This is a genomic window from Pantoea sp. SYBGC1 (assembly GCF_057197005.1).
Map to the genome: position 1 here is coordinate 163,723 of NZ_JBXUNM010000007.1, position 24,284 is coordinate 188,006.

The 24,284-nt window shown below is 56.2% G+C and carries 19 protein-coding genes and 1 tRNA gene; 16 read left to right on the forward strand and 4 right to left on the reverse strand.

The window, feature by feature from the left end; genetic code table 11:
• The first annotated feature begins 85 nt into the window (after positions 1-85).
• The 3 genes from AC2CF9_RS13365 to AC2CF9_RS13375 all read left to right on the forward strand — a co-directional run bounded on the left by AC2CF9_RS13365 (position 86) and on the right by AC2CF9_RS13375 (position 6,079).
• Entirely contained in the window at positions 86-2,173 is a 2,088-nt protein-coding gene (locus AC2CF9_RS13365; protein WP_484557229.1) for a putative bifunctional diguanylate cyclase/phosphodiesterase, read from the forward strand.
• A gap of 181 nt (positions 2,174-2,354) precedes the next feature.
• Entirely contained in the window at positions 2,355-2,957 is a 603-nt protein-coding gene (locus AC2CF9_RS13370; protein ID WP_150018007.1) for a hypothetical protein, read from the forward strand.
• Between the two features lie 278 nt (positions 2,958-3,235).
• Entirely contained in the window at positions 3,236-6,079 is a 2,844-nt protein-coding gene (locus AC2CF9_RS13375) for a sensor domain-containing protein (protein ID WP_484557230.1), read from the forward strand.
• A 138-nt stretch (positions 6,080-6,217) separates the two neighbouring features.
• On the opposite strand, the gene ftnA is transcribed toward AC2CF9_RS13375, so the two are convergent.
• Positions 6,218-6,724 carry a non-heme ferritin gene (gene ftnA / locus AC2CF9_RS13380; RefSeq protein WP_039380152.1) on the reverse strand — a complete coding sequence of 169 codons (507 nt, stop codon included), beginning with the start codon at positions 6,722-6,724 and terminating at the stop codon, positions 6,218-6,220.
• A 429-nt stretch (positions 6,725-7,153) separates the two neighbouring features.
• Here ftnA and prfC point away from each other — a divergent pair, with 429 nt between their 5' ends.
• The 10 genes from prfC to mrdA all read left to right on the forward strand — a co-directional run bounded on the left by prfC (position 7,154) and on the right by mrdA (position 18,795).
• The gene (gene prfC, locus AC2CF9_RS13385; protein ID WP_150018005.1) at positions 7,154-8,743 is read left to right on the forward strand and encodes a peptide chain release factor 3; all 1,590 of its coding nucleotides are present in this window, start codon (positions 7,154-7,156) and stop codon (positions 8,741-8,743) included.
• Positions 8,744-9,000: 257 nt separating this feature from the next.
• Positions 9,001-9,588 carry a molecular chaperone OsmY gene (gene osmY / locus AC2CF9_RS13390; RefSeq protein WP_065648196.1) on the forward strand — a complete coding sequence of 196 codons (588 nt, stop codon included), beginning with the start codon at positions 9,001-9,003 and terminating at the stop codon, positions 9,586-9,588.
• A gap of 96 nt (positions 9,589-9,684) precedes the next feature.
• On the forward strand, positions 9,685-9,846 hold the full coding sequence (locus tag AC2CF9_RS13395; RefSeq protein WP_065648197.1) for a DUF1328 domain-containing protein: 162 nt from the start codon (positions 9,685-9,687) through the stop codon (positions 9,844-9,846).
• A 170-nt stretch (positions 9,847-10,016) separates the two neighbouring features.
• Positions 10,017-11,069, forward strand: coding sequence for a patatin-like phospholipase family protein (locus tag AC2CF9_RS13400; RefSeq protein ID WP_484557231.1), 1,053 nt, complete (start codon positions 10,017-10,019; stop codon positions 11,067-11,069).
• Complete coding sequence (locus AC2CF9_RS13405) at positions 11,066-11,869, forward strand: TatD family hydrolase (protein ID WP_484557232.1); 804 nt, start codon at positions 11,066-11,068, stop codon at positions 11,867-11,869. The genes AC2CF9_RS13400 and AC2CF9_RS13405 overlap by 4 nt, the downstream gene beginning before the upstream one ends.
• Before the next feature lie 220 nt (positions 11,870-12,089).
• Positions 12,090-12,869, forward strand: coding sequence for a deoxyribose-phosphate aldolase (deoC, locus tag AC2CF9_RS13410; protein WP_484557233.1), 780 nt, complete (start codon positions 12,090-12,092; stop codon positions 12,867-12,869).
• Positions 12,870-13,381: 512 nt separating this feature from the next.
• Positions 13,382-14,704, forward strand: coding sequence for a thymidine phosphorylase (gene deoA, locus AC2CF9_RS13415; RefSeq protein ID WP_484557234.1), 1,323 nt, complete (start codon positions 13,382-13,384; stop codon positions 14,702-14,704).
• Between the two features lie 95 nt (positions 14,705-14,799).
• Positions 14,800-16,023, forward strand: coding sequence for a phosphopentomutase (deoB, locus tag AC2CF9_RS13420; RefSeq protein ID WP_039380136.1), 1,224 nt, complete (start codon positions 14,800-14,802; stop codon positions 16,021-16,023).
• Between the two features lie 35 nt (positions 16,024-16,058).
• On the forward strand, positions 16,059-16,772 hold the full coding sequence (gene deoD / locus AC2CF9_RS13425; protein WP_039380134.1) for a purine-nucleoside phosphorylase: 714 nt from the start codon (positions 16,059-16,061) through the stop codon (positions 16,770-16,772).
• A gap of 148 nt (positions 16,773-16,920) precedes the next feature.
• Positions 16,921-18,795 carry a penicillin-binding protein 2 gene (gene mrdA, locus AC2CF9_RS13430; RefSeq protein WP_150018805.1) on the forward strand — a complete coding sequence of 625 codons (1,875 nt, stop codon included), beginning with the start codon at positions 16,921-16,923 and terminating at the stop codon, positions 18,793-18,795.
• A gap of 3 nt (positions 18,796-18,798) precedes the next feature.
• Here mrdA and AC2CF9_RS13435 read toward each other — a convergent pair whose 3' ends face one another.
• Positions 18,799-20,115 (reverse strand): methyl-accepting chemotaxis protein, encoded by a 1,317-nt coding sequence (locus tag AC2CF9_RS13435; RefSeq protein ID WP_484557235.1) that lies wholly within the window; start codon positions 20,113-20,115, stop codon positions 18,799-18,801.
• A gap of 196 nt (positions 20,116-20,311) precedes the next feature.
• Here AC2CF9_RS13435 and AC2CF9_RS13440 point away from each other — a divergent pair.
• Together AC2CF9_RS13440 and AC2CF9_RS13445 are read left to right on the forward strand one after the other, a co-directional pair.
• A tRNA-Phe gene (locus AC2CF9_RS13440) sits at positions 20,312-20,387 on the forward strand.
• Between the two features lie 250 nt (positions 20,388-20,637).
• Positions 20,638-21,831 (forward strand): MFS transporter, encoded by a 1,194-nt coding sequence (locus AC2CF9_RS13445; protein ID WP_150018803.1) that lies wholly within the window; start codon positions 20,638-20,640, stop codon positions 21,829-21,831.
• 104 nt (positions 21,832-21,935) lie between these two features.
• Here AC2CF9_RS13445 and AC2CF9_RS13450 read toward each other — a convergent pair whose 3' ends face one another.
• Positions 21,936-22,442, reverse strand: a complete 507-nt coding sequence (locus tag AC2CF9_RS13450) for a ferritin-like domain-containing protein (protein WP_039380127.1) — start codon at positions 22,440-22,442, stop codon at positions 21,936-21,938.
• A gap of 18 nt (positions 22,443-22,460) precedes the next feature.
• Positions 22,461-22,658 (reverse strand): con-10 family general stress protein, encoded by a 198-nt coding sequence (locus AC2CF9_RS13455; RefSeq protein ID WP_150018807.1) that lies wholly within the window; start codon positions 22,656-22,658, stop codon positions 22,461-22,463.
• Between the two features lie 566 nt (positions 22,659-23,224).
• On the opposite strand from AC2CF9_RS13455, the gene AC2CF9_RS13460 reads away from it, so the two are divergent.
• Positions 23,225-24,184: a LysR family transcriptional regulator gene (locus AC2CF9_RS13460; RefSeq protein WP_484557236.1), complete on the forward strand. Its 960-nt coding sequence runs from the start codon at positions 23,225-23,227 to the stop codon at positions 24,182-24,184.
• The last annotated feature ends 100 nt before the right edge of the window (positions 24,185-24,284 follow it).

Here is a 24,284-nt window from a genome sequence, read left to right on the forward strand (position 1 = left end):
AGGAAGGGCGATAGCGGTTTACAAGCTGCAGGGATGCTGTTTGCACGATTTTATAGCTGGAAACAGCGTTAATCCGGACTTCCCTATGCTGGTAACGTCATACGACTCATTTACGGTTATCGTTTCAATTGTTGTCGCCATGCTCGCCTCCTTTACTGCGCTGGATATGGCAGGCCGGGTCGCCTCCTCGTCAGGTCGCGTCGCGCTTATCTGGCTGCTGGGTGGCGGTTTTGCCATGGGCGTAGGAATCTGGGCGATGCATTTCATTGGCATGCTCTCCATGAATCTCGATATGGAGATGAGCTACGATCCCGTGCTCACTGCGGCATCCATGCTGGTCGCTATTCTCGCCTCGATTTTCGCCCTGCGGCTGGTCTGCATGGGGGAGCTGCCCTGGCAGCGACTGGCTGGCGGGGCGCTGGTTCTGGGATCGGGCGTGGTGGCCATGCACTATACCGGCATGGCGGCGCTGATGTTTCTGCCGGGTATTATCTGGAACCGGGGCTGGATCGCCGTTTCAGTGCTGATTGCACTGCTCGCATCAGGAGCGGCGCTCTGGCTGGCCTTTCACCTGCGTCATAGCTATGGCCGGGTGACGCTGTTGCGTTTTGGCGCCTCGGTTGTCATGGGGTGCGCCATTGCCGGCATGCACTATACCGGTATGGCGGCGGCCGGATTTCCGGCGAGCAGCCACGTCACACATCACGGGGTGAACAGCGACTGGCTGGCGATGATTGTCACCGTGGTGACGCTGGCGATACTCGGCATTACGCTACTGGTCTCTATGCTGGATGCGCGTATGCAGGCGCGCACGTCAATTCTGGCGCGCTCGCTGGCAGAGGCGAACCGTGAACTGGCGCAGCTGGCGCTGCATGACAACCTGACCCGGCTGCCCAATCGCATTTTGCTGGAAGATCGGCTCGATCAGGCGATCAACAAAGCTAATCGCGAGAAGTCGCAGTTTGCACTGATGTTTATGGATCTCGATGGCTTTAAAGCGGTTAACGACGCGTTCGGGCATCATATCGGGGATAAACTGCTGGTGAGCGTGACGGAGCGTATGATGGGCCAGATGCAGGGGCACTATACGCTGGCGCGGATGGGCGGAGATGAGTTTGTGCTGCTGCTGGAGATTGACGATCCCAACGACGCCGCCTCAGTGGCCGATACGCTGGTGAAGGCCGTTGACCGGCCGTTTGCCATATCGCGTTATGAGCTGATGGTCTCTTTAAGTCTCGGGATTGCCGTCTATCCCGGCGACGGCAGAGATGAGCGTGAGCTGATGTTTAACGCCGATGCCGCGATGTACCACACCAAACACAATGGCCGCAACGGCTACACCTTTTTTCAGCCCTCAATGAATATTCTGGCGCAGTCGCAGCTGCAGCTGAATAACGATTTGTGGCAGGCGCTGGATAACCATGAACTGCGGCTGTTTTACCAGCCGAAGTATTGTGCCCCCGGCGGGCCGATTCTGGGGTTTGAAGCGCTGCTGCGCTGGCAGCATCCACAGCGCGGGCTGCTTATGCCTGACGTCTTTCTGCCGGGTGCAGAAAAAACCGGTTTGATCATAAATATAGGGAACTGGGTGATCAACGAGGCGTGCCGCCAGCTGCACTGCTGGCATCAGGAGGGGCATACCGCCTGGTCAGTTGCAGTAAACCTCTCTGCGCTGCAGTTTGAGCAGTCCGGGCTGATTACCACCGTGACGCAGGCGCTGAAAACGCATCAGATCCCGGCAGAGCAGCTGACGCTGGAGGTAACCGAAACCACGGCGATGCGCGATCCGGAAGAGAGCGTACGTATCCTGACTGAACTCACCAGCATGGGGGTAAAGGCGTCGATTGATGACTTCGGAACCGGCTACTCCAGCCTGCTCTATCTGAAGCGGCTGCCCGCCAGTGAACTGAAGATCGACCGCGCGTTTGTGAATGAGCTGCAGGCAGATTCTGAGGATGCCACTATCGTTTCCGCTATTGTCGCGCTGGCGCAGTCGCTGGATCTGAAAGTGGTCGCGGAAGGGGTGGAGACGCCCGATCAGCAGGCTTTTCTGACCAGCCTCGGCTGCGACACGCTGCAGGGATATCTGCTCGGCAGGCCGCTGCCTCCGGAGCGCGTAAATGAGCTGCCCGATTTTGTCAGCAGCCAGTGCGATCTGGATAAAACCGCCTGATTGCGCGTCCGTAACCTCTTTGCCTGACCGCGATCGCCGTCACAAACCGGCAGCGCCGGAAAATAAAATTTGGCTTAAGTAACTAAGTAACTCATTAACAGGGATTTTTTAAGATATTGCCACATTGCATTGCCGCCTGAAATTGCCACAATTAATTAACATTATTTGTCGGAGCACGTTCATGGCGTCCTGTTCTTCCAGCCTGCTGTTATCGATGTCGTTTGCTGCCGGCACCTTTTCAGCAGGCGCCTCCTTTAACCCGCAGCACCTGCGGCTCTCTCACGCCAGCGGCGGCGTGCCAAACAGCCCGCTGCCGCTGATCATCTGGCCGCGTGTGGTGCCGGATGACACGGAAGATAGCGCCCGCTGGTTTGAAACGACCTTTACCGCCAGCGGCTGGCCTGCCGCATGGCGCGCGCCGGTATTCCCTTATACCCACTATCATCCGAATACGCATGAGGTGCTGGGCGTCGGGGCGGGCTGGGCTGAGATCCTGCTGGGCGGCGACAGCGGGCGCATGGTGGTGCTGCGTGAAGGTGATGCCGTGCTGATCCCGGCAGGTGTCGGGCATAAACAGGTTTACGCGTCAGACAATTTTTTCATGGTGGGCGCTTATCCGGAAGGAATGACGCCCGAGACGGTACGCGATGAACCCTCGCGGCTGCGTGCAGCCAGAGAACAGATTCAGCGCGTTCCTCTGCCCCCGCGCGACCCGCTTACCGGTGGCAAAGGGATGATGACCGACCTGTGGCTGCCGGTTATGCAGCAGCTGGCAGCCCGATAGGCCAGCAACAGCGCCTCGCCTCTCTGCCCATACCGGCGCTCTCCGGTATGCGGCTTCCCTGCATGCTCTTCCCCGACTGACCTGCCATAAATAGCAGGTAGCCCCGGGAAATGATGCATTTCTCTGAACGTTTTCTCGCCACTGCCGATAACACTCCTGCCAGATGTTGTCTGAAATCGATTAGCGCTTGTCAGCGCTGCACTTTTGCGTTTAAGTCTGAAATAATTAAGAATATTCTGAAAGGCCGATGCTGTATCAGGCCGGAACAGGCACAAAATATGAACAATAACTCTGATGTAATGTATCGGCTGCTGGTGCAGAGCGTCGTAGATTACGCCATTTACATGCTCAAACCTGACGGTACCGTTGCTAACTGGAATCCTGGTGCGCAGCGCGCCAAAGGGTATACGCCAGATGAGATCGTTGGTAAAAATTTTGCGCTGTTTTACAGCGAAGAGGATCGCAAAAACGGCGCGCCGCAGCGCGGTCTCTCCGTTGCCGCCGCAACCGGTAAGTTTGAAACCGAAGGCTGGCGCTATCGCAAAGATGGCAGCGCGTTCTGGGCTCACGTCGTAATTGACGCTATCCGGGATGAGCAGGGCGAACTGCTGGGTTTTGCCAAAATCACCCGCGACTGTACCCAGCAGCAGGCGCATCAGCGCAGGCAGCGTGAACAGGAGCAGCGCTTTCGTTTACTGGTAGAGGGCGTAACCGACTATGCGATTTACATGCTGGATCTGGAGGGCAACGTTGAGAACTGGAATGCCGGGGCTCAGCGAACAAAAGGTTACGTGGCAGAGGAAATTGTCGGACAGCACTTCTCCCGCTTTTACAGCGCGCAGGATCGTCTCAACCATATACCGGAAAAAAATCTTACAACCGCATTTAAAACCGGACGGTTTGAAGATGAGGGTTGGCGCTATCGTAAAGATGGGTCCGCTTTCTGGGCGCACGTTATCATCGACGCGATTCGCGACGACGCCGGCAAACTGATTGGCTACGCAAAAATTACCCGCGACTGCACTGAACAGCAGGCGCTGCTGCGCCAGCAGCGCGAACATGAAAAAACGTTTCGGCTGCTGGTGGAAGGCGTCACCGATTACGCTATCTACATGCTGGACCTGAAGGGGCGAGTCGTTAACTGGAACGCCGGGGCGCAGCGCGCTAAAGGATATCGCGCAGATGAGATTGTGGGGCAGCACTTCTCACTCTTTTACAGCGCGCAGGATCGCCAGCGCCATCTGCCGGATGCAAACCTCGGCATTGCGCTAAAAACCGGGCGGTTTGAAGATGAGGGGTGGCGCTACCGGAAGGATGGATCGGCTTTCTGGGCGCACGTGGTAATTGACGCGATTCATGATGAGAGTGGACACCTGATCGGGTTTGCCAAAATCACGCGCGATGTGACGGAGCGGCGTGAACATGAACAGCAGCTTCTGCGCGCGCGTGATCTGGCGCAGGCGCAGAGCAGCAGAATGTCGGAGCTGTCGACCTTTCTCGACACCATCATCAGCAACATCCCCTCCTGCGTGATCGTGGAGGATGCCATCAGCCGCGAAATTCTGATGGTGAACGCCAAGGCTGAGCAGCTGTTTGGGCTGAGCCGATCGCTGCTCATGCATAAGCGTCCGCATGAGTGCATGTCTGCCGAACTGAGCGACTACTTTAATAGCCTGGCGGATATTGCGCTGCGCAGTGAAGGCATTCACACCCGCGAGCAGCTGCTGCTGACCGCCAGCGGTGAGCGGGTACTGCATACGCGCGCCACCACCATCACCGGCAAAGATATGCGGCAAAATTATGTCATGCTGATCGTTGAAGATGTGACTGACCAGCGTGAAGCGGATGCGCGTATCCACCATATGGCGCATCACGACAACCTGACCAGCCTGCCTAACCGTATTCTGTTCCGGCAAAAACTCAGCGAAGCGCTGCGTAACGACACGGCCCAGAACCAGATCAGCGCCACGCTGTGTCTTGACCTCGATAATTTCAAAAACGTGAATGATGCGCTTGGCCACCAGATTGGTGATGATCTGCTGCGCGCGGTGGCTAAGCGGCTGCGCAGCGTACTGCGTGAGCGTGATACGCTGGCCCGCATCGGCGGCGACGAATTTGCTATTGTACTGCCCGATATCCATAACGCTGACGAAGCGGCCACGGTGGCGCGGCGCCTGATTGAGGCGATTCAGCCGCCCATGAATATCGAAGGGCATAATCTTACCGTAGGCCTGAGCGTGGGGATCGCCCTGACCACCCAGGCCGTCAACACGCCGGAACATATGCTGCGCTGCGCCGATATGGCGCTCTACGAGGCGAAGCGTAACGGCCGTAATCGCTATGAGCACTTTACGCCAGAAATGGATGACCAGGCGCGCAGCCGGCGCATCATTGAAAACGATCTGCGTGATGCGATTACCGGACGGCAGCTCAGACTTTACTATCAGCCCATTACCAGTCAGAGCGGTATTATTGGTTATGAAGCGCTGATGCGCTGGCACCATCCGGTCAAAGGCTTGATCATGCCGGTGGATTTCATCCCGATTGCTGAAGAGACCGGGCTGATTCATATGCTGGGTGCCTATGCGCTGTATGAGGCGTGCCGCGAAGCGCAGAGCTGGAACACCGAACAGTCCGTTTCGGTGAATCTCTCACCGCTGCAGTTTAAAAACAGCTCGCTGGTGTCGGTAGTAGAGGGGGCGCTGAAAGAGTCAGGTCTGGCACCGCATCGGCTGGAGATGGAGATCACGGAGTCGGTGCTGCTGGACGATACGCTGGGCAATATCCGGACGCTGCAGAACCTTAAAGCGCTCGGCGTACAGATTGCGCTGGATGATTTTGGCACCGGCTACTCTTCGCTGAGCTATCTGCGCTCATTCCCGTTCGATAAGATCAAAATCGATAAGTCTTTTATCAACGATATGGGCGACAGCCGCGAAGCGCTGGCGATCATCCGGGCAATAACCGGCATGAGCCGCAGCCTGGATATTCAGATCACGGCGGAAGGCGTGGAGAACAGCGAACAGTTTGCGAAGCTGCGTGAAGAGGGCTGCACGCTGTTTCAGGGTTACCTGTTTGGCCGCCCGCAACCTTCAGAGCTGCGACTGAAAGCGCTGGAGTAAGATGTCGGCCATGGGTGGCAACGTGACAACGCACAGGGCGCATGTATGCGCTTCTGGCCGTCTGAGCGCACGATTCCAGCATAAAAAAACGCCCGGCAAAACCGGGCGCTACTGCTTGCTGTATGTCATCTTTTTTTATTATTGACCGTGACCTTCCACGTTCATACGGCCCAGGTCCTTGTCCACCAGGAACAGACCTTCACCTTTGTTACCCACCAGCGCCAGTTTATCGAGCACGGTTTTAAACAATTTCTCTTCTTCATGCTGCTCTGCCACATACCACTGCAGGAAATTAAAGGTGGAGTAGTCCTGCGATGTCAGCGCGGTATGCACCAGCTCATTGATTTTCTGCGTGATCAGCTGCTCATGCTTCAGCGCTTCGCTCAGCACGTCGCTCAGAGAGTTCCAGCTGACAGCCGGTGCCGCGATGCTGCCCAGCACCGGCATGGAACCCGCGTCGCTGACGTAATCAAACAGGCGCTGCATATGCTCCATCTCTTCACGCGAATGCATTTTCAGGAAAGAGGCGGCCCCTTCAAATCCTTTATCGCTGCACCAGGCACTCATCTGCAGATAGAGGTTGGCAGAGAAGAACTCCAGATTAAGCTGGTCGTTCAGGCGAGAGGTCATTTCAGCAGTTAACATAGCTGCGTCCTTATTAAGCAGTCAGAAAAATTACGGCGAATTATGCAGCAATATCAGCGTTTATGTGAAGGGTTTTTTGTACAATATTTTAATTTATATCATTGAATATAAATGGAATTATTCAACATTCTGAATGCGACGAATTCTCATTGTTAACTGATTGCCATTCGCCTGCTATGACCGGATGCGGACGGAGCCGGAAGGGGTTACCTGCGCGCTACAGTCGTGATTTCCCCGCCTGCTGAAATATTGTATGCTATGCCGCCTCAACGCTGACCGGATAACCGGAGCACCGCCAGCGCAGCCGCGAACCGCTGCTGTGCAGTGACGCCACGGCGTTGCCACTGGCACTGTTACCCACCGGACAGGTTCCGGAACGATTTATCTGCCGCGCGTTACAGACGCGCCGCCCTGAAGAAGAACGCACTCATGTCTAATGCTCCCTTTTTAGAAGAAGTGGCGCGCCGCCGTACCTTTGCGATTATCTCGCATCCGGACGCCGGTAAAACCACAATCACCGAAAAAGTCCTGCTGTTCGGACAGGCTATCCAGACTGCCGGTACTGTTAAAGGTCGCGGCTCCAGCCAGCATGCTAAATCAGACTGGATGGAAATGGAGAAGCAGCGTGGTATTTCAATCACCACCTCGGTGATGCAGTTTCCCTATCGCGAAAGCCTGGTCAACCTGCTGGATACGCCGGGGCATGAAGACTTCTCGGAAGATACCTATCGCACACTGACCGCCGTTGACTGCTGTCTGATGGTTATTGATGCCGCGAAAGGGGTTGAGGATCGTACCCGCAAGCTGATGGAAGTAACCCGTCTGCGCGATACGCCCATCATCACCTTTATGAACAAACTGGACCGCGATATCCGCGATCCGATGGAGCTGCTGGATGAGGTTGAGAGCGAGCTGAAGATCGCCTGCGCCCCCATTACCTGGCCAATCGGCTGCGGCAAGCTGTTTAAAGGGGTCTACCACCTTTATAAAGATGAAACCTACCTCTATCAGAGCGGTAAGGGCCATACCATTCAGGACGTGCGCGTTGTAAAAGGATTGAATAATCCCGATCTCGACGCGGCGGTGGGCGAAGAGCTGGCGCAGCAGCTGCGCGATGAGCTGGAGCTGGTGCAGGGCGCCTCACACGAATTTGAGCAGTCGCTGTTCCTGAACGGCGAGCTGACGCCGGTGTTCTTCGGCACTGCGCTGGGCAACTTTGGTGTCGATCATATGCTGGATGGCCTGGTCTCCTGGGCACCTGCGCCGATGCCGCGCAAAAGCGATACCCGTACTGTGGAAGCGCGTGAAGAGAAGTTCAGCGGTTTTGTCTTCAAGATTCAGGCGAATATGGATCCCAAACACCGCGACCGTGTTGCGTTCATGCGTGTGGTATCGGGTCGTTATGAAAAGGGCATGAAACTGCGTCAGGTGCGTACCGGCAAAGATGTGGTGATCTCCGATGCGCTGACCTTTATGGCAGGCGATCGTTCGCACGTTGAAGAGGCGTTCCCGGGCGATATCATCGGCCTGCATAACCACGGCACGATTCAGATTGGCGACACCTTTACCCAGGGTGAAGCGATGAAGTTCACCGGCATTCCGAACTTTGCGCCAGAGCTGTTCCGCCGCATCCGCCTGCGCGATCCGCTTAAGCAGAAGCAGCTGCTGAAAGGTCTGGTTCAGCTCTCTGAAGAGGGCGCCGTGCAGGTATTCCGTCCGGTGCATAACAACGATCTGATTGTTGGCGCCGTCGGCGTGCTGCAGTTTGATGTAGTTGTCGCCCGCCTTAAGAGCGAATATAACGTTGAAGCGATCTATGAAGCGATCAACGTCTCCACCGCCCGTTGGGTAGAATGCAGCGACGCGAAAAAGTTTGACGACTTCCAGCGTAAAAATGAGGTCAATCTGGCGCTGGATGGGGGAGATAACCTCACCTATATCGCGCCGACAATGGTTAACCTGAACATTACGCAGGAGCGCTATCCTGACGTGGTTTTCCGCAAAACCCGCGAACACTGATCCCGCCTCGCTATCAGGACCAGTCATTACTGGTCCTGCTTTTTTTGTTACAGACTCCTCTTAATTACGCTGCCATTCTCACTTTCTGGCGAGATATCAACCACAAAAGCCAGCAAAAGCTGTAATCCCTACTATGATTATTCTGTCGGACGAAAAAACAGGCCTGCGAGTTTGGTTACGTCCATCAAGGCAACGGCGCCGTTGGCTGTTGTGCATTCGCGCTTGCGGGTGAATTAACTGATAGAAGGATCATATCGATGAATAAGACTAAGATTGCCAAGACCCTGATTGCTGCACTGGCCGGTACGGCGCTGTTAAGCGGTGCGGCATTTGCTGCTGATACCAGCTCGACGGGTTCCAAAATCGATAGTTCTATGAAAAAAGTCGATGGTTTTATGGATGACAGTGGCATTACAGCCAAAGCCAAAGCGGCGCTGGTTGATGATGACGCGATTAAAAGCACGGATATCTCCGTCAAAACGCAGCAGGGTGTGGTGACATTAAGCGGTTTTGTTGCCTCGCAGGATCAGGCTGAAAAGGCTGTTGCCCTGGTGCAGAAGGTTGAAGGAGTGAAATCCGTCAGTGACAAACTACACGTCAGAGACAATAAAGAAGGATCGCTGAAAGGTTATGCCGGTGATGCCGCCACAACCAGCGAAATTAAAGCTAAGCTGTTAGCAGACGACATTGTTCCATCGCGCAATGTGAAGGTGGAAACCACCGATGGCGTGGTTCAGCTGTCAGGAGAAGTTGCGAATCAGGCACAGTCTGAGCGTGCTGAGAAGATCGCAAAAGCCATTGAAGGCGTGAAAAGCGTGAAGAACGACCTCAAGGTGAAATCTTAACGCAGCCGGAACGGCATCGCTCTGATGCTGTTCCGCAATAAAACAGTGAAGTGAAGAATAAGCAGTTCGATTTCTACTATGGTAAAGGAGAGGCTTATGTTTCGTTGGGGTATTATCTTTCTGGTCATTGCACTGATCGCGGCAGCTTTAGGATTCGGCGGTCTGGCAGGTACGGCAGCATGGGCAGCTAAAATTGTCTTTATTGTCGGTATTATTCTGTTCCTGGTTAGCCTGTTTACCGGGCGCAAAAAACTCTGACCAGACACATCTATGCAGTAACCCGCTATTGATGTAAAGCGGAGGCCAGTCATTGACGGCGCTGTCTGCCGTCGCAGCTGCCCGTGCAGTGGGTCAGGGAGTGACAATGACTGGTTCTCCGGGATGCCGCTCTGGCCTCCCTCAGAGCAGCAACTACTGAGGGTACGCCATTGGGTATACGCATTCCGGTCTCGCTCGGTTCGTTCGAACCACTGGCGCTTCAGCCATTTAAATCCCGCAAAATTGCACTCGTCTGTGAAGGTGGCGGCCAGCGCGGAATATTCACCGCAGGCGTACTGGATGCGTTCCAGCGTGCCGGCTTTAACCCTTTTCATCTGATGCTGGGCACTTCCGCTGGCGCGCAAAATCTTTCCGCCTTTGTCTGCGCTCAGCCGGGCTATGCCCGACGTGTGATTACCCGCTATACCACCAGCAAGCAGTTTTTCAATCCGCTGCGCTTTGTGCGCGGTGGCCACCTTATCGATCTCGACTGGCTGATTGACATTACCCGCAGTAAATTTCCCCTGGCGTTCAGCAGCGCGCAGAAACTGTTTGCCAGTGGCAGCGAATTTTATATGTGCGCCTGCCGCAGTGATGATTATCAGGCACACTATTTCAGGCCTGATGAGCTGACCTGGCATGACATCATCAAAGCGTCCAGTGCCATTCCTGGCTTTTATCGCAGCGGCGTGCTGATGGATGGCGTCAGCTATCTGGATGGCGGCATCAGCGACGCGATTCCGGTGCGCGAAGCCGCGCGGCGTGGCGCGGATACCGTTGTGGTGATCCGAACCACGCCTTCGCAGATGTTCTATACGCCGCAATGGTTGCAGCGGATGGAGCGCTGGCTGGGTGACGGTGCGCTGCAGCCGATGATCAATATCCTGCATCATCACGAAGCGAGCTATCGCGAGATCCAGCAGTTTATTGAACAGCCGCCGGGTAATCTGCGCATTGTGGAGGTTTGCCCGCCTCGTCCTCTGGCCAGCATGGCGCTTGGCAGCCGCGTTGCCGCGCTGAACCACGATTATCATCTTGGCCGGCGCAGCGGACGCTACTTTCTGGCTACGCTGGGGCAGTGGTTAAGTGACGCAGAGCCGGCCCGCAGGCCGCTGCCGATTGCACCGCCCGCCGCCGCTGCCAATGCACTGCACACGCGACCGCTACACACGCCGCCGCTGGCGGGGAACGATGCTGCCTGGGATGAAGGATCGCTGGCATGAAATTTATCGACACGCACTGCCATTTTGATTTCCCGCCATTTGTTGATGATGCGGTCGCAAGCATTGCCCGCGCCGCCGCCGCCGGCGTTGAGCGCATTATTGTGCCCTCGACAGAAGCGAGCCGTTTTGCACGCGTCAGGCAGCTGGCAAAAGATTATACGGCGCTCTATGCGGCGCTGGGCCTGCATCCGATCAATATTGCCCGCCATCAGGACGATCATCTGGATCTGCTCGCGCAGCATCTGGCAGAGGCAGACAGCAACTGCGTAGCGATCGGTGAGATCGGACTGGATCTCTATATGAACAATCCCGATTTTGACAGGCAGACGCGGCTGCTGAACGCGCAGTTCACTCTGGCAAAACGTTTTGATCTGCCGGTGATCCTGCACTCCCGCCGCACCCACGATCAGCTGGCGATGCTGCTGCGACGACATAATCTGCCGCGGCGTGGCGTTGTGCACGGCTTTGCCGGCAGCCAGCAGCAGGCAGAGCGCTTTATCCAGCTTGGCTATGCTATCGGCGTGGGAGGCACCATTACCTATGAGCGCGCCAGCAAAACCCGCCATACCATTGCCAGCCTGCCGCTGGCGTCGCTGCTGCTGGAAACAGACGCTCCTGATATGCCGCTGCAGGGTTTTCAGGGAGAGCCCAACCGGCCTGAGCGGGCGCGTAATGTGTTTGAGGTGTTGTGCACGCTGCGTCCTGAACCGGCTGACGTGATTGCCGATGCGCTGTGGCAGAACAGCCTGCGTATATTTGCATTTCCTTCCCAGGCGTCGTCCGGCCATCTATCAGACTGATACCATTCAGCACGCGATTTTGTGATAATAATTACATCTGCATTGCGAGCCGCTTAGCCATCCATTCACGTTAAAAAGAGATCTGTAGCCGCTTTTCCATGTAATTTCGGGCAGCTATCTCTTTTTTATGTGATCTGATTCGCAATGGCAGTTCCCGACAATTGTTAAAATAATCACATTATCCGGCAGCTTGCTGCTGGCCTGACATCCGGAGCCTGTTATGACTGACCTTAATGCTGCCGCGCAGCGCGCGCTGCAACTGATGGATCTCACTACCCTGAATGATGATGACACTGATGAAAAAGTCATTGCGCTGTGTCATCAGGCCAAATCCCCCGCGGGCAACACTGCCGCTATCTGCATCTATCCGCGCTTTATCCCGATTGCACGTAAAACGCTGCGCGAACAGGGTACGCCTGAGGTGCGCATTGCGACCGTGACCAATTTTCCGCACGGTAATCCGGATATTGAGATCGCTCTGGCGGAAACGCGCGCCGCTATCGCTTACGGCGCTGACGAAGTGGATGTGGTATTTCCCTATCGCGCTCTGATGGCCGGCGACCGCGATACCGGCTTTGCGCTGGTCAAAGCGTGCAAAGAAGCGTGTGCGGCAGCGGGCGTGCTGCTGAAAGTAATTATTGAAACCGGCGAGCTGAAAGATGAGGCGCTGATCCGTACGGCATCAGAGATTGCGATTGATGCCGGCGCTGATTTTATTAAAACCTCAACCGGTAAAGTGCCGGTGAACGCCACGCCGGAAGTTGCCGCCATTATGCTGCAGGTTATTCGCGATAAAGGCGTGCAGCAGCAGGTTGGTTTTAAACCGGCCGGCGGCGTGCGCACCGCAGAAGATGCCGCTCTGTATCTGAAGCTGGCTGACGACACCCTCGGTGAAGGCTGGGCTGACGCCCGTCATTTCCGCTTTGGTGCCTCCAGCCTGCTGGCAAACCTGCTCAGCACGCTGGGCCACGCAACCAGCGGCAGCAAAACGGGTTACTGATAGCGGCCCGGGTTGAATCCCGTCGCGGCGTCCGGCCCGGGGCGCATTAATGCGCCCCCTACGGGTACAGAATCCAATATTGGCGTAGGGGCCGCATTGATGCGCCCCGGGTTAAATCCCGTCGCGGGGTACGGCCAGGGGCGCATGAATGCGCCCCCTACGAGGTACGGAATCCAACATTCTCGTAGGGGCCGCATTAATGCGGCCCGGATTAAATCCCGTCACGAGGTACGGAATCCAACATTCTCGTAGGGGCCGCATTAATGCGGCCCAGGTTAAATCCCGTCGCGGGGTACGGAATTGAATATCCCCGCAGGGGCCGCATTAATGCGGCCCGGGTTAAATCCCGTCACGGCATCCGGAATTGAATATCCCCGTAGGGGCCGCATTAATGCGGCCCGGGTTAAATCCCGGCACGGCGTCCGGCCCGGGGCGCATTCATGCGCCCCCTACGATAAAAATGCAGGGCGCATTTATGCGCCGCGTACATACCAGCAATCACGGGAGGCACCTTGTTTCTGCCACAGGAAATCATCCGGAAAAAACGTGACGGGCAGCCGCTGAGTGAGGCGGAGATCCGCTTTTTCATCGATGGCGTGCGCGATGAAACCGTTTCGGAAGGGCAAATCGCTGCGCTGGCGATGACCATCTATTTTAACGATATGAACCTGCAGGAACGCGTTGCCCTGACCATGGCGATGCGCGACTCAGGATCGGTACTGGAGTGGCAGTCGCTGCAGCTCAACGGCCCGGTAGTGGATAAACATTCAACCGGTGGCGTAGGCGATGTCACCTCTCTGATGCTGGGGCCGATGGTCGCCGCCTGCGGTGGATATGTGCCGATGATCTCCGGACGCGGTCTGGGTCATACCGGCGGCACGCTGGATAAGCTTGAGGCCATTCCGGGCTTTGATATCTATCCCAGCGACGACCGTTTCCGCGACATAATCAAGCAGGTGGGGGTGGCGATCATCGGGCAGACCCGCTCACTGGCACCCGCAGACAAGCGCTTTTACGCCACGCGCGATATCACCGCCACGGTTGACTCCATTCCGCTGATCACCGCCTCGATTCTCGCCAAAAAACTCGCAGAAGGGCTGGATGCGCTGGTAATGGATGTCAAAGTGGGTTCAGGCGCTTTTATGCCTACCTTTGCCGCCTCGGAACAGCTGGCGCAGGCGATTGTGCGGGTGGCGAACGGTGCAGGATGCAAAACCACCGCGCTGCTTACCGACATGAATCAGGTGCTGGCTTCAACTGCGGGTAACGCTCTGGAAGTGCGCGAGGCGGTGCAGTTCCTGACCGGCGAGGCGCGCAATCCGCGTCTGTATGAGGTCACTATGGCGCTTTGCGCCGAGATGCTGGTTTCCGGTCAGCTGGCAGCGAATGACACAGAAGCGCGGCAGAAACTGCAGCAGGTGCTGGATAACGGTAAAGCTGCCGAGGTATTCGGACGAATGGTGGCGGCTCAGAACGGGCCGGCAGATTTTATCGAGCGGATGGATCGCTATCTGCCGGCACCAGCTTTCAGCAGGCCGCTCTATGCAGAAGAAGCGGGGATCGTCAGCGCGATGGATACGCGGGCGCTGGGCATGGCCGTTGTGGCGCTGGGCGGCGGGCGGCGGCGGGCCACTGATACAATCGACTATAGCGTAGGCCTGAGCGACATGATTGCGCTGGGCAGCCGTGTTGATACGCAGCGGCCGCTGGCGATGATCCATGCCGCCTCGGAAGCGCAGTGGCAGGAAGCCGCACAGGCGGTCAGAGCCGCCATCGTACTGAGCGACCAGGCACCTGAAACCACGCCCGTGGTGTATCGCCGCATCAGCGAATAGCGGCGTTACTGCGTGCCAGACAGTCGCCATTCAGGTATACTGATCTGATCGCTTTTTTTTGACTTGTCATCGCGCCCGGCGCGCAGGAGACTTGCATGAAACGTGCTTTTATTATGGTTCTCGACTCCTTCGGCATCGGTTCCAGTAAAGATGCTGATAAATTTGGTGATGCGGGTTCAGATACGCTTGGCCATATCGCTGAAGCCTGTTTTGAAGGTCGCGCAAACGAAGGGCGCGAAGGCCCGCTACATCTGCCAAACATGACCGCGCTCGGTCTTGGCAAAGCGGCAGAACTCTCGACCGGCCGCTTTCCGCCAGGGCTGGATCCAAATGCTGAAATCATCGGCGCTTACGCTTACGCCAGCGAACTCTCTTCCGGCAAAGATACCCCCTCCGGCCACTGGGAAATTGCGGGTGTCCCGGTTCTGTTCGACTGGGGCTACTTTAGCGATAAAGAGAACAGCTTTCCGCAGGCGCTGCTGGATAAGCTGGTGGAGCGCGCCGATCTGCCGGGCTATCTCGGCAACTGCCACTCTTCCGGTACGGTGATCCTCGATCAGCTGGGTGAAGAGCATATGAAAACCGGTAAGCCGATTTTCTACACTTCAGCAGACTCGGTGTTCCAGATCGCCTGTCACGAAGAGACCTTTGGTCTTGAGCGGCTGTATGAGCTGTGTGAAATCGCCCGTGAAGAGTTGACGGAAGGTGGCTACAACATCGGTCGCGTCATTGCCCGTCCGTTTGTGGGTGATAAAGCGGGCAGCTTTGAGCGTACCGGCAACCGTCACGATCTGGCCGTTGAGCCGCCATCACCGACCATGCTGAAAAAGCTGGTCGACGAGAAGGGCGGGGAAGTGATCTCAGTAGGTAAAATTGCTGATATCTATGCGCATCAGGGCATCACGCAGAAAGTGAAAGCGACCGGTCTCGACGCGCTGTTTGACGCCACGATTGAGCAGATGAAAAAGGCGCCTGACACCTCTATCGTCTTTACCAACTTTGTTGATTTCGACTCAACCTGGGGTCATCGCCGCGATATCGCAGGCTATGCCGGCGGACTGGAGCTGTTTGACCGCCGTCTGCCAGAGCTGATGGCGCTGGTGCAGGAGGGCGATATTCTGATCCTGACCGCTGACCACGGCTGCGATCCCAGCTGGGAAGGCACTGAGCATACGCGTGAGCATATCCCGATTCTCATCTACGGTCCGGGCGTTAAGCCGGGATCGCTGGGCTATCGCGATACCTTTGCCGATATCGGCCAGACCATTGCCGCGTACTTTGGCCTCTCCAGCATGGACTACGGCAAAAGCATGCTGTAAAACAGCGCACACTTTTTTGAAAAGGAATAAGAACCATGGCAACGCCACATATTAATGCAGAAATGGGTGATTTCGCGGACGTCGTACTGATGCCGGGCGACCCGCTGCGCGCAAAGCATATTGCTGAGACTTTCCTGGACGATGTTGTGGAAGTCAACAACGTACGCGGTATGCTTGGCTTCACCGGCACTTATAAAGGCCGTAAGATTTCGGTAATGGGCCACGGTATGGGGATCCCATCCTGCTCAATCTATACCAAAGAGCTGATCACCGATTTTGGCGTGAAGAAGATCATCCGCGTCGGCTCCTGCGGTGCGGTGCGTGCTGACGTGAAACTGCGTGATGTGGTGATTGGTCTGGGTGCCTGCACCGACTCCAAAGTAAACCGTATGCGCTTCAAAGATCACGATTTTGCGGCGATTGCTGACTTTGACATGGTACGCAACGCGGTTGACGCAGCAAAAGCGCTGGGCGTTGACGCGCGCGTCGGCAACATCTTCTCTGCCGATCTCTTCTACACGCCCGATCCGCAGATGTTTGATGTCATGGAGAAGTACGGCATCCTCGGCGTTGAGATGGAAGCCGCAGGGATCTACGGCGTGGCGGCAGAGTTTGGTGCGAAAGCGCTGACCATCTGTACCGTTTCTGACCATATCCGCACGCACGAACAGACCAGCGCGGCAGAGCGTCAGACTACCTTCAACGATATGATCAAAATTGCACTGGAATCGGTGCTGCTGGGCGACTAACTTCGCCTGTGTCCGGAGCGCATTGATGCGCTCCGGTCCTCCCTCCGTAAACATCTGACACACTTTTACCCAGGCTTGTGCATCTTCAGGCTGGCTCTGACGCTCACGCTGTTTATCATTAGCGCGATAATGAAGAGATCCTTTCCTGATGAATTTTCGCAATTTCGAAGCTGAAGAAAAACTGTTTGCCCGGCGGGCACTGGTGGCATTTGCGCTGGTGGTGACCTGCTTTACCATTCTGGGAATCAATCTCTATCGTCTGCAGGTCCGTCAGCACCGCTACTATCAGACGCGCTCCAACGAAAACGACATTAAAATGATCCCCATCGCGCCCACGCGCGGGCTGATATACGATCGCAACGGCATTCCGCTGGTACACAATGTCACCTGGTATGATGTACTGGTCACGCCCTATAAGGTCAGCGATATGGCGGCCACGCTCCGCGCCCTGACGCCGCTGCTTGATCTGACGCCGGATGACATTGACGCATTCAGGCATGCGCTGCAGCACAGCAGCCGCTATAAACCGGTCGAGCTGAAAGCGGAGCTTACCGATCGTCAGGTGGCGCGCTTTGCCGTGAACCAGTTTCGTTTCACCGGCGTCAGCGTGTCGACTTATCAGGATCGGGAATACCCCTACGGCGCTGACCTGGCGCACGTGGTGGGCTACGTCTCCAAAATCAACGACGCTGACTACAGGCGGCTGAACGAGGCGGGCAGAGGGGAGAACTACGCCGCGGACCATAACATCGGCAAGCAGGGCATTGAAGGCTACTATGAGGCGCTGCTGCATGGCAAAACCGGCTACCAGGAGGTGGAGGTCGACAACCATGGCCGCATCGTGCGCGTGCTGAAAGAGGTTCCGCCGGTGGCTGGCAAAAATATCTGGCTGACCCTCGATCTGCATCTGCAGCAGTATGTTGAGCAGCAGCTGGCCGGCCAGCGCGCGGCGGTACTGATTGAAGATCCGCACGACGGCAGCGTGCTGGCGATGGTTTCCAGCCCCAGCTACGATCCCAACCCGTTTGTGAAAGGCATCAGTTATAAAGCCTACAACGCGCTGCTGCAGAATAAAGATTTGCCGCTCATCAACCGCGTCACGCAGGGCCTCTATCCGCCCGCCTCGACGGTAAAGCCTTATATGGCGATCTCTGCACTGCTGACCCACACCATCACGCCCGCGACCACCTTCTTTGGCGGACCCACCTGGACCCTGCCCGGCACGCACCGCACCTGGCGCGACTGGAAAAAAACGGGCCACGGTATGCTGGACGTCACTAAAGCGATTGAGGAGTCAGCAGACACCTTTTTCTATCAGGTGGCATTTATGATGGGTATCGATCGCATTCACACCATGCTGAGCCAGTTTGGCTATGGCAAGTCAACCGGTATCGATCTCAATGAAGAGTACACCGGGCTGCTCCCTGACCGTGCCTGGAAAAAGCGGGTGCATAAACGGGCGTGGTATCAGGGCGATACGGTATCGGTCGGGATCGGGCAGGGCTACTGGATCGCCACCCCGATTCAGATGGTCCGGGCGATGGTCGCGCTGATCAATAACGGCAAAGTGATCACGCCGCATCTGCTGGCCAAAGCGCAGCGTGGCGGCTGGCAGCAGCCTTATCAGCCCGTCAGGCCGCAGCCGCAGATTGGCGAGGCGAGCTCGCCATACTGGGGGCTGGTGCGCCGGGCGATGTTTGGGATGGCTAACGCCCCTAACGGCACCGGGTATAAATATTTTCATACCGCGCCATACGGTATTGCGGCGAAGTCCGGGACGTCGCAGGTGTTCAGCCTGAAGCAGAATCAGACCTATAATGCGAAAGCGATCCCGATCCGGCTGCGCGATCATATTTTTTATACTGCGTTTGCACCGTTCAGCGATCCTAAAGTGGCGATTGCGCTGATCCTGGAGAACGGCGGAAACGAGAGCGTGAGCGCCGCGCCGGTGATGCGCAACATTCTCGATCATATCTTCCTGCCGCCGGCATCCGACGCGCCGCTGCAGACGGCAGGGCAGTAACGGCTACTCTTCCTTTAACGTCGCGGTGACGTGGCCGATAGCGCGAACCACGTCACCTGAGCTGCCGCGGATCTCCGCCATCATGTCGCCCGCCTCCTGAGCAAGCAGTACACCCTGATCGGCACGCTTCAGGTTAGACGCAATGCCCTGTAGCGCTTTCTCTGCCAGCAGATGGTTATCGCGCACCCGGTTTTCGATTTCGGTAGTGGCGCGATTGATATTTTCCGCCAGCGCACGCACCTCATTCGCGACGACGGCAAAGCTGCGTCCATGCTGTCCGGCTCGCGCCGCCTCTACCGCCGCGTTCAGCGCCAGCAGATTGGTCTGTTCGGCAATACGGCGAATGCTTTCGACAATCGCGCCAATGCGATCGGAGGAGTCGCTGAGATTGGTAATATCACCGGAGATACCGTGCAGTTCGCCTGCCAGCGCATTCATGGTCTGCACGCTGTTCTCCAGTACCGTAGCGCCAAGGCGAGTGCTTTCGCTGGTCTGCAGTGCCGTCTGGTACGCCTGCTGCGCAGCGTCACGCTCCTGCTGGCTCTTCTCCACCTGCGAGGTCACATCAGTGGCGAATTTAACAATTTTATAGAGAGTGCCCGCCTCATCGAAAATCGGATTATAGGTGGCGCGCAGCCAGACGGTACGGCCCTGTTTATCCACGCGCTGAAACTGTCCGGAGATATATTCACCCTGATTCAGCTTCTGCCAGAAACGCCGATAGGCGTTGCTCTGCTGCGTTTCTGGCGGGCAAAACTGACTGTGGTGCCGGCCAAGGATCTCCTGCTCCCGATAGCCCATGGTTTTAAGAAAATTGTCATTTGCCATCAGCACTTCGCCCTGCAGATTAAAGGCGATAACCGCCATTGAGCGATCAATAGCCGCCGTCATGGCGCGCTGCTCCTGCGTATCCAGAATGTGTGCCGTAATGTCACTCGCCAGCTTAACAATCTTTATTACCCGGCCGCTGCGGTCCTGTACCGGCACATAATTGGCCTCCAGCCAGACCGGACGGCTATGTTTCGCCACGCGCAGAAACTTATCGCTGAACCCCTCGCCGCGGTTGAGCCGCTGCCAGAAATCGCGATATGCGGTCGAGTGCACCATGTCGGGCGTACAAAACAGAGCGTGGTGCTGCCCGACGATCTCCGGCAGGGTATAGCCCATGCGCTCCAGAAACAGATCGTTGGCGGTGATAATTTTGCCGTCCGGCGTAAACTCAATCATGGCGATAGCATCCTGCAATGAACTGAGCGTCGCGCGGCTGCGCTTTTGCCACGCAAGGCGTGACATAATACCTGATGCAATAGTGCTGAACATGGCGGACCTTTTTATGTTTATTGGATGTCAGCACGGTTATCGGCAGGCGGATGCGAAAATCCACCGCCACAACGTAGCAGAGTGTGTCAGAATTTGACCAGTAAGCGCAGCGGATGCTCTAAAAGTCAGCAGTCAGCGCGTATTTGCTGAAAAGCGTTTGACGCTGCGGCCGGGGTAGGGTTTAATGCGCCCCGTTGCCCGAATAGCTCAGTCGGTAGAGCAGCGGATTGAAAATCCGCGTGTCCCTGGTTCGATTCCGGGTTCGGGCACCACAATTCAGAAAACCCGGCCTTATGGCCGGGTTTTTGCTTTTCTGCGTCCGCATACCCGCTCTGTGCTCCGGCGTATACTCTCCACCCCTGGTCTGACACAGTCAGCTCCTTCATCTGCATAATTGCACCCCGGATACAGACAGCTGCGAACACTGCTTTCATTTAGTTACTTTTACACTGCGTGACTTTTCCTGAATCTTTGCCATTACTTAACAGGCGGACCCGCACTAAAAAATCAGGAACATGAGCAATGCCGATACGATCGCTGCAGGCGCTTTGTCTGGTGAGTTTTTTTCTCGCCGACGTGCGCGACGGGCTGGGACCTTTTCTGGGGATATTTTTAACGCAGCGTGGCTGGCAGCCAAATGATGTCGGCCTGGTGATGACGGCGGGCGGTCTGGCGGGGCTTATCGCCACGCTGCCCGCCGGGATCGTTACGGATGCCACGCGCTACAAACGTCTGCTGCTGCTGTGTGGCTGCGCGCTGATTACCGTTGCCACACTGTGGCTCTGGTATTCACAGCAAAGCTGGGTGGTGGCAATTACGCAGATCATCAGCGGCGTTTCTGCCGCGTTTATTGCCCCGGTGCTGGCAGGGATCACGCTGGGTCTGGCCGGACAGCGCGGCTTTAACCGGCAGATGGGGCGCAACGAAGCGTTTAACCACGCCGGGAATATGAGCGCTGCGCTAATTGCCGGGGCCGCGACCTGGTACTGGGGGACCGGCTCGGTATTTATCCTGATGACAGCGATGGCGCTGCTGACCTCACTCGCTATCCTGGCCATCCGTGGAAAAGATATTGATCATCAGGCAGCGCGTGGTCTGGATGCGTCTGCGGGCAGCGCGGTTCCCCGCCTCTCTGACCTGACGCGCAACGCGCCGCTGATGACCACAGGTATTACGCTGCTGCTGTTCCACCTCGCGAATGCGGCACTGCTGCCGATGCTCAGTATGCGCGTAGCCGCCTCGCCCGGCGGCATGAATCCCGGTGTTTACGCTGCTGCAACCGTTATTATCTCGCAGGCGGTGATGATCCCGGTAGCGCTCTGGACGGCGGCGCGCGCGGAGACGCTGGGGTATCAGCGTCTGATTATGCTGGCGCTGCTGCTGCTGCCGGTACGCGCCGTACTCGCCGCCAGTTTCACCAATCCCTGGCTGATGATCCCGGTTCAGGTGCTGGATGGCATCGCGGCCGGTACGCTGGGCGTTGCCGTGCCTGGCTACATTGTGCAGTTACTGCGCGGCAGCGGCCACGTTAATGCCGGACAGAGTGCGGTGATGCTGATGCAGGGAGCGGGAGCCGCGTTTAGTCCGGCGCTGACCGGTATGATCGTCAGGCACTACTCCTATAGCGTGGCGTTCAGCACGCTGAGCGTGATTGCGCTGACAGCGCTGCTGATCTGGTGGCAGGCGAGGCGATTAACGCTGGCAGATGAGGCATAAAAAAGGCCAGCACAGAAGCAACCTCACTGTGCTGGCTGGCCAGCTGGCCGATAAATAATATGCAATGTTAAAGTCCGGGGAAGAAATTCAAAGCACAGCTAACGCTATTTCTTAGCTTCCACGCCTGGTGTACTGGAGCGGATGAGGAACTGTTTTGTAACGTCGCCTAAATGATTGGCTGTCCAGTCGGCCATCGCCTGCTCCTGCTCGCGAATGCGGGTAAAAATTGACACGCTTTCGCTGTCGTTAAGCTGTTCCGCCGCGGCAATGAGCGCAGTGTAATTAGCGATCTCAAAGTTCTCAAAAACGTTGCCGCTGATAGCGCCTTTAACCACCTCATCTTCGGTCATCATGCCGCCGACTGCCTGGCCAAACGCCGACAGTTTTCCTGCGGCATCTTTGATTACCGAACGGGACGTGTCGTAACGGTCAATGACGCTCTGCACCAGCTGCTGCTGCTCACGTGTTTCATCAATGTGCTGCTCAATACGCGCTTTGAGATCGGGATAGTGTTCGAGCCGGGCTGCCATTTTTTCCAGCATGCTCTCCGCCTGCTTCTCCATAGCGTGTGCATCTCTGACCCAGTCAATAAAATGTTCTTCGTAAGTCATTAGATTCTCCCGTTAATGTTAAGCCTGTGCACCCTGTGCAGCATCTTTATCTGTGCCACGACGACTCTTTTTGCCCCCTTTACGGCCCGCTTCAATTGCGCGCTCAGGGTTATTGCGAAAGTTACCGCCGCTGACCTGACCGCCTTTTTTCCCCGCTTCGCGGGCACGTTCAGGATTCATGGCAAAATTACCGGCACCACCGCGTGGATTGCTCATCATTTACTCCTCAGAGGTCAGGGCATATTAAAGTATTTAGTTTGCAACTTAAGGTTAGCGTTATTTTCCGGATTAACAAGCGCACCAGCCAGGAATAATCTTAATTGACTTTTTTGGGTATTTATTTGTCTTTTTACACTGTGGGTTTTTAAATTTCGTGATTTTTATCTGTACAGCAAAATATAATTTGTACAATTATAATCGTTTCGCTTTTTTCTGTTTTTTATCTTATTTTACATGGACATAAATTTATTTTTTCATTTTCTTTAAGTTGTACGATTTTGCACACCATTGTACAGATTTTATATTATTGAGCCGTAAGCTTTTCTGTTAATATCTTTAAGCGCAGCGGTTGCTGATATTGCAAAAATATAAACTGTTATCTTTTTTCAGCTAACGGGATGTGAATGCAATTACTTTGTGGCGCGCAATAATATGTTCTGGGGCAATCATTACCTGAATCTATACTTTCAGGTTATGCAGTGACTTAACGGGGCTCTGCACCTTATGATGGCGGCATCATTTATGCTCAGCCCGGTGAGCAAGCATGCAGGAATCACCCCGTAATGAATTTACTCAACGATCTCGATCTGCGTCAGCTGGAAGCGTTCGCAGCGGTTATTGCAGCGGGCAGCGTGACCGCCGCAGCGAAAGCACTCAACCGCTCACAGCCTGTGGTTTCACGCCAGCTGCAGGAGCTGGAACTCTCTCTGGGCTATCCGCTCTTTATCCGCAACGGACCGCGTATTCATCCCTCTGAAGAGGCGCTGCAGCTGCATCAGTATGTGCAGAAAGCGCTGCTCTCTTTGCAGCAGATCCGGCTGCGTGCGCAGGAGATCGCGCAGCAGCAGCAGCGGCCACTCAGCATTGCGGCCACGCCGGCGCTGGCGGCAGGGCTGCTGCCGCAGGCGCTGGCGGCGATTGGCCTGCAAAACAAAGTGCAGATTATCAGTGAGTCTGCTGCGCAAACGGCGCACGCGGTGATCACCGCCGAGGCGGATATCGGCCTCTGCAGCCTGCCGCTGGAGCATGATGCAGTGGTACTGCACTGGATTGGCCACGCGCGCTGCGTGGTGGCGCTGCCGGACAGCGATCCGCTCGCGGCGCAGCAGCAGATATCGCTCAGCCAGCTGGCGGGACGGCGGCTTATCGCCCCCTGGAACCCGCAGCGCCTGCGCGGGCGCTATGAAAAAGCGCTGAAGCGTGTCAATACGCTGCTGCCGGAAACCATTGAAACTAACTCTTCGGCAAATATTCTGGGCTGCGTCCGCGCCGGGCTGGGCGTGGCTATTCTGGAGCCGGTATCCGGCTGGGGAATGCCGCTGGCTGGCGTCACTATCTGTACGCTGGAAGAGGATATCCCTTACTACTTTGGCGTGGTTACGCCGCAGGGACGGCAGATCACCGCGGCAGCACAGGCGCTGATAGAGGCCCTCGCCGCCGCCGCTGCCGCGCTGTTACCCGATTTTCAGCGGCTGGCCTCAAGCGAACACACCCGGGTTATGCGGCTTATCAATCAGCTTTAACGCCTCTGAAGAGGGCGGTGACGGGCTTATAACCATTCCGGCATAAGATATAAGAAATCCATTGGTTAAATGCTGAGCGCTATTATTGACTCCATCCAGC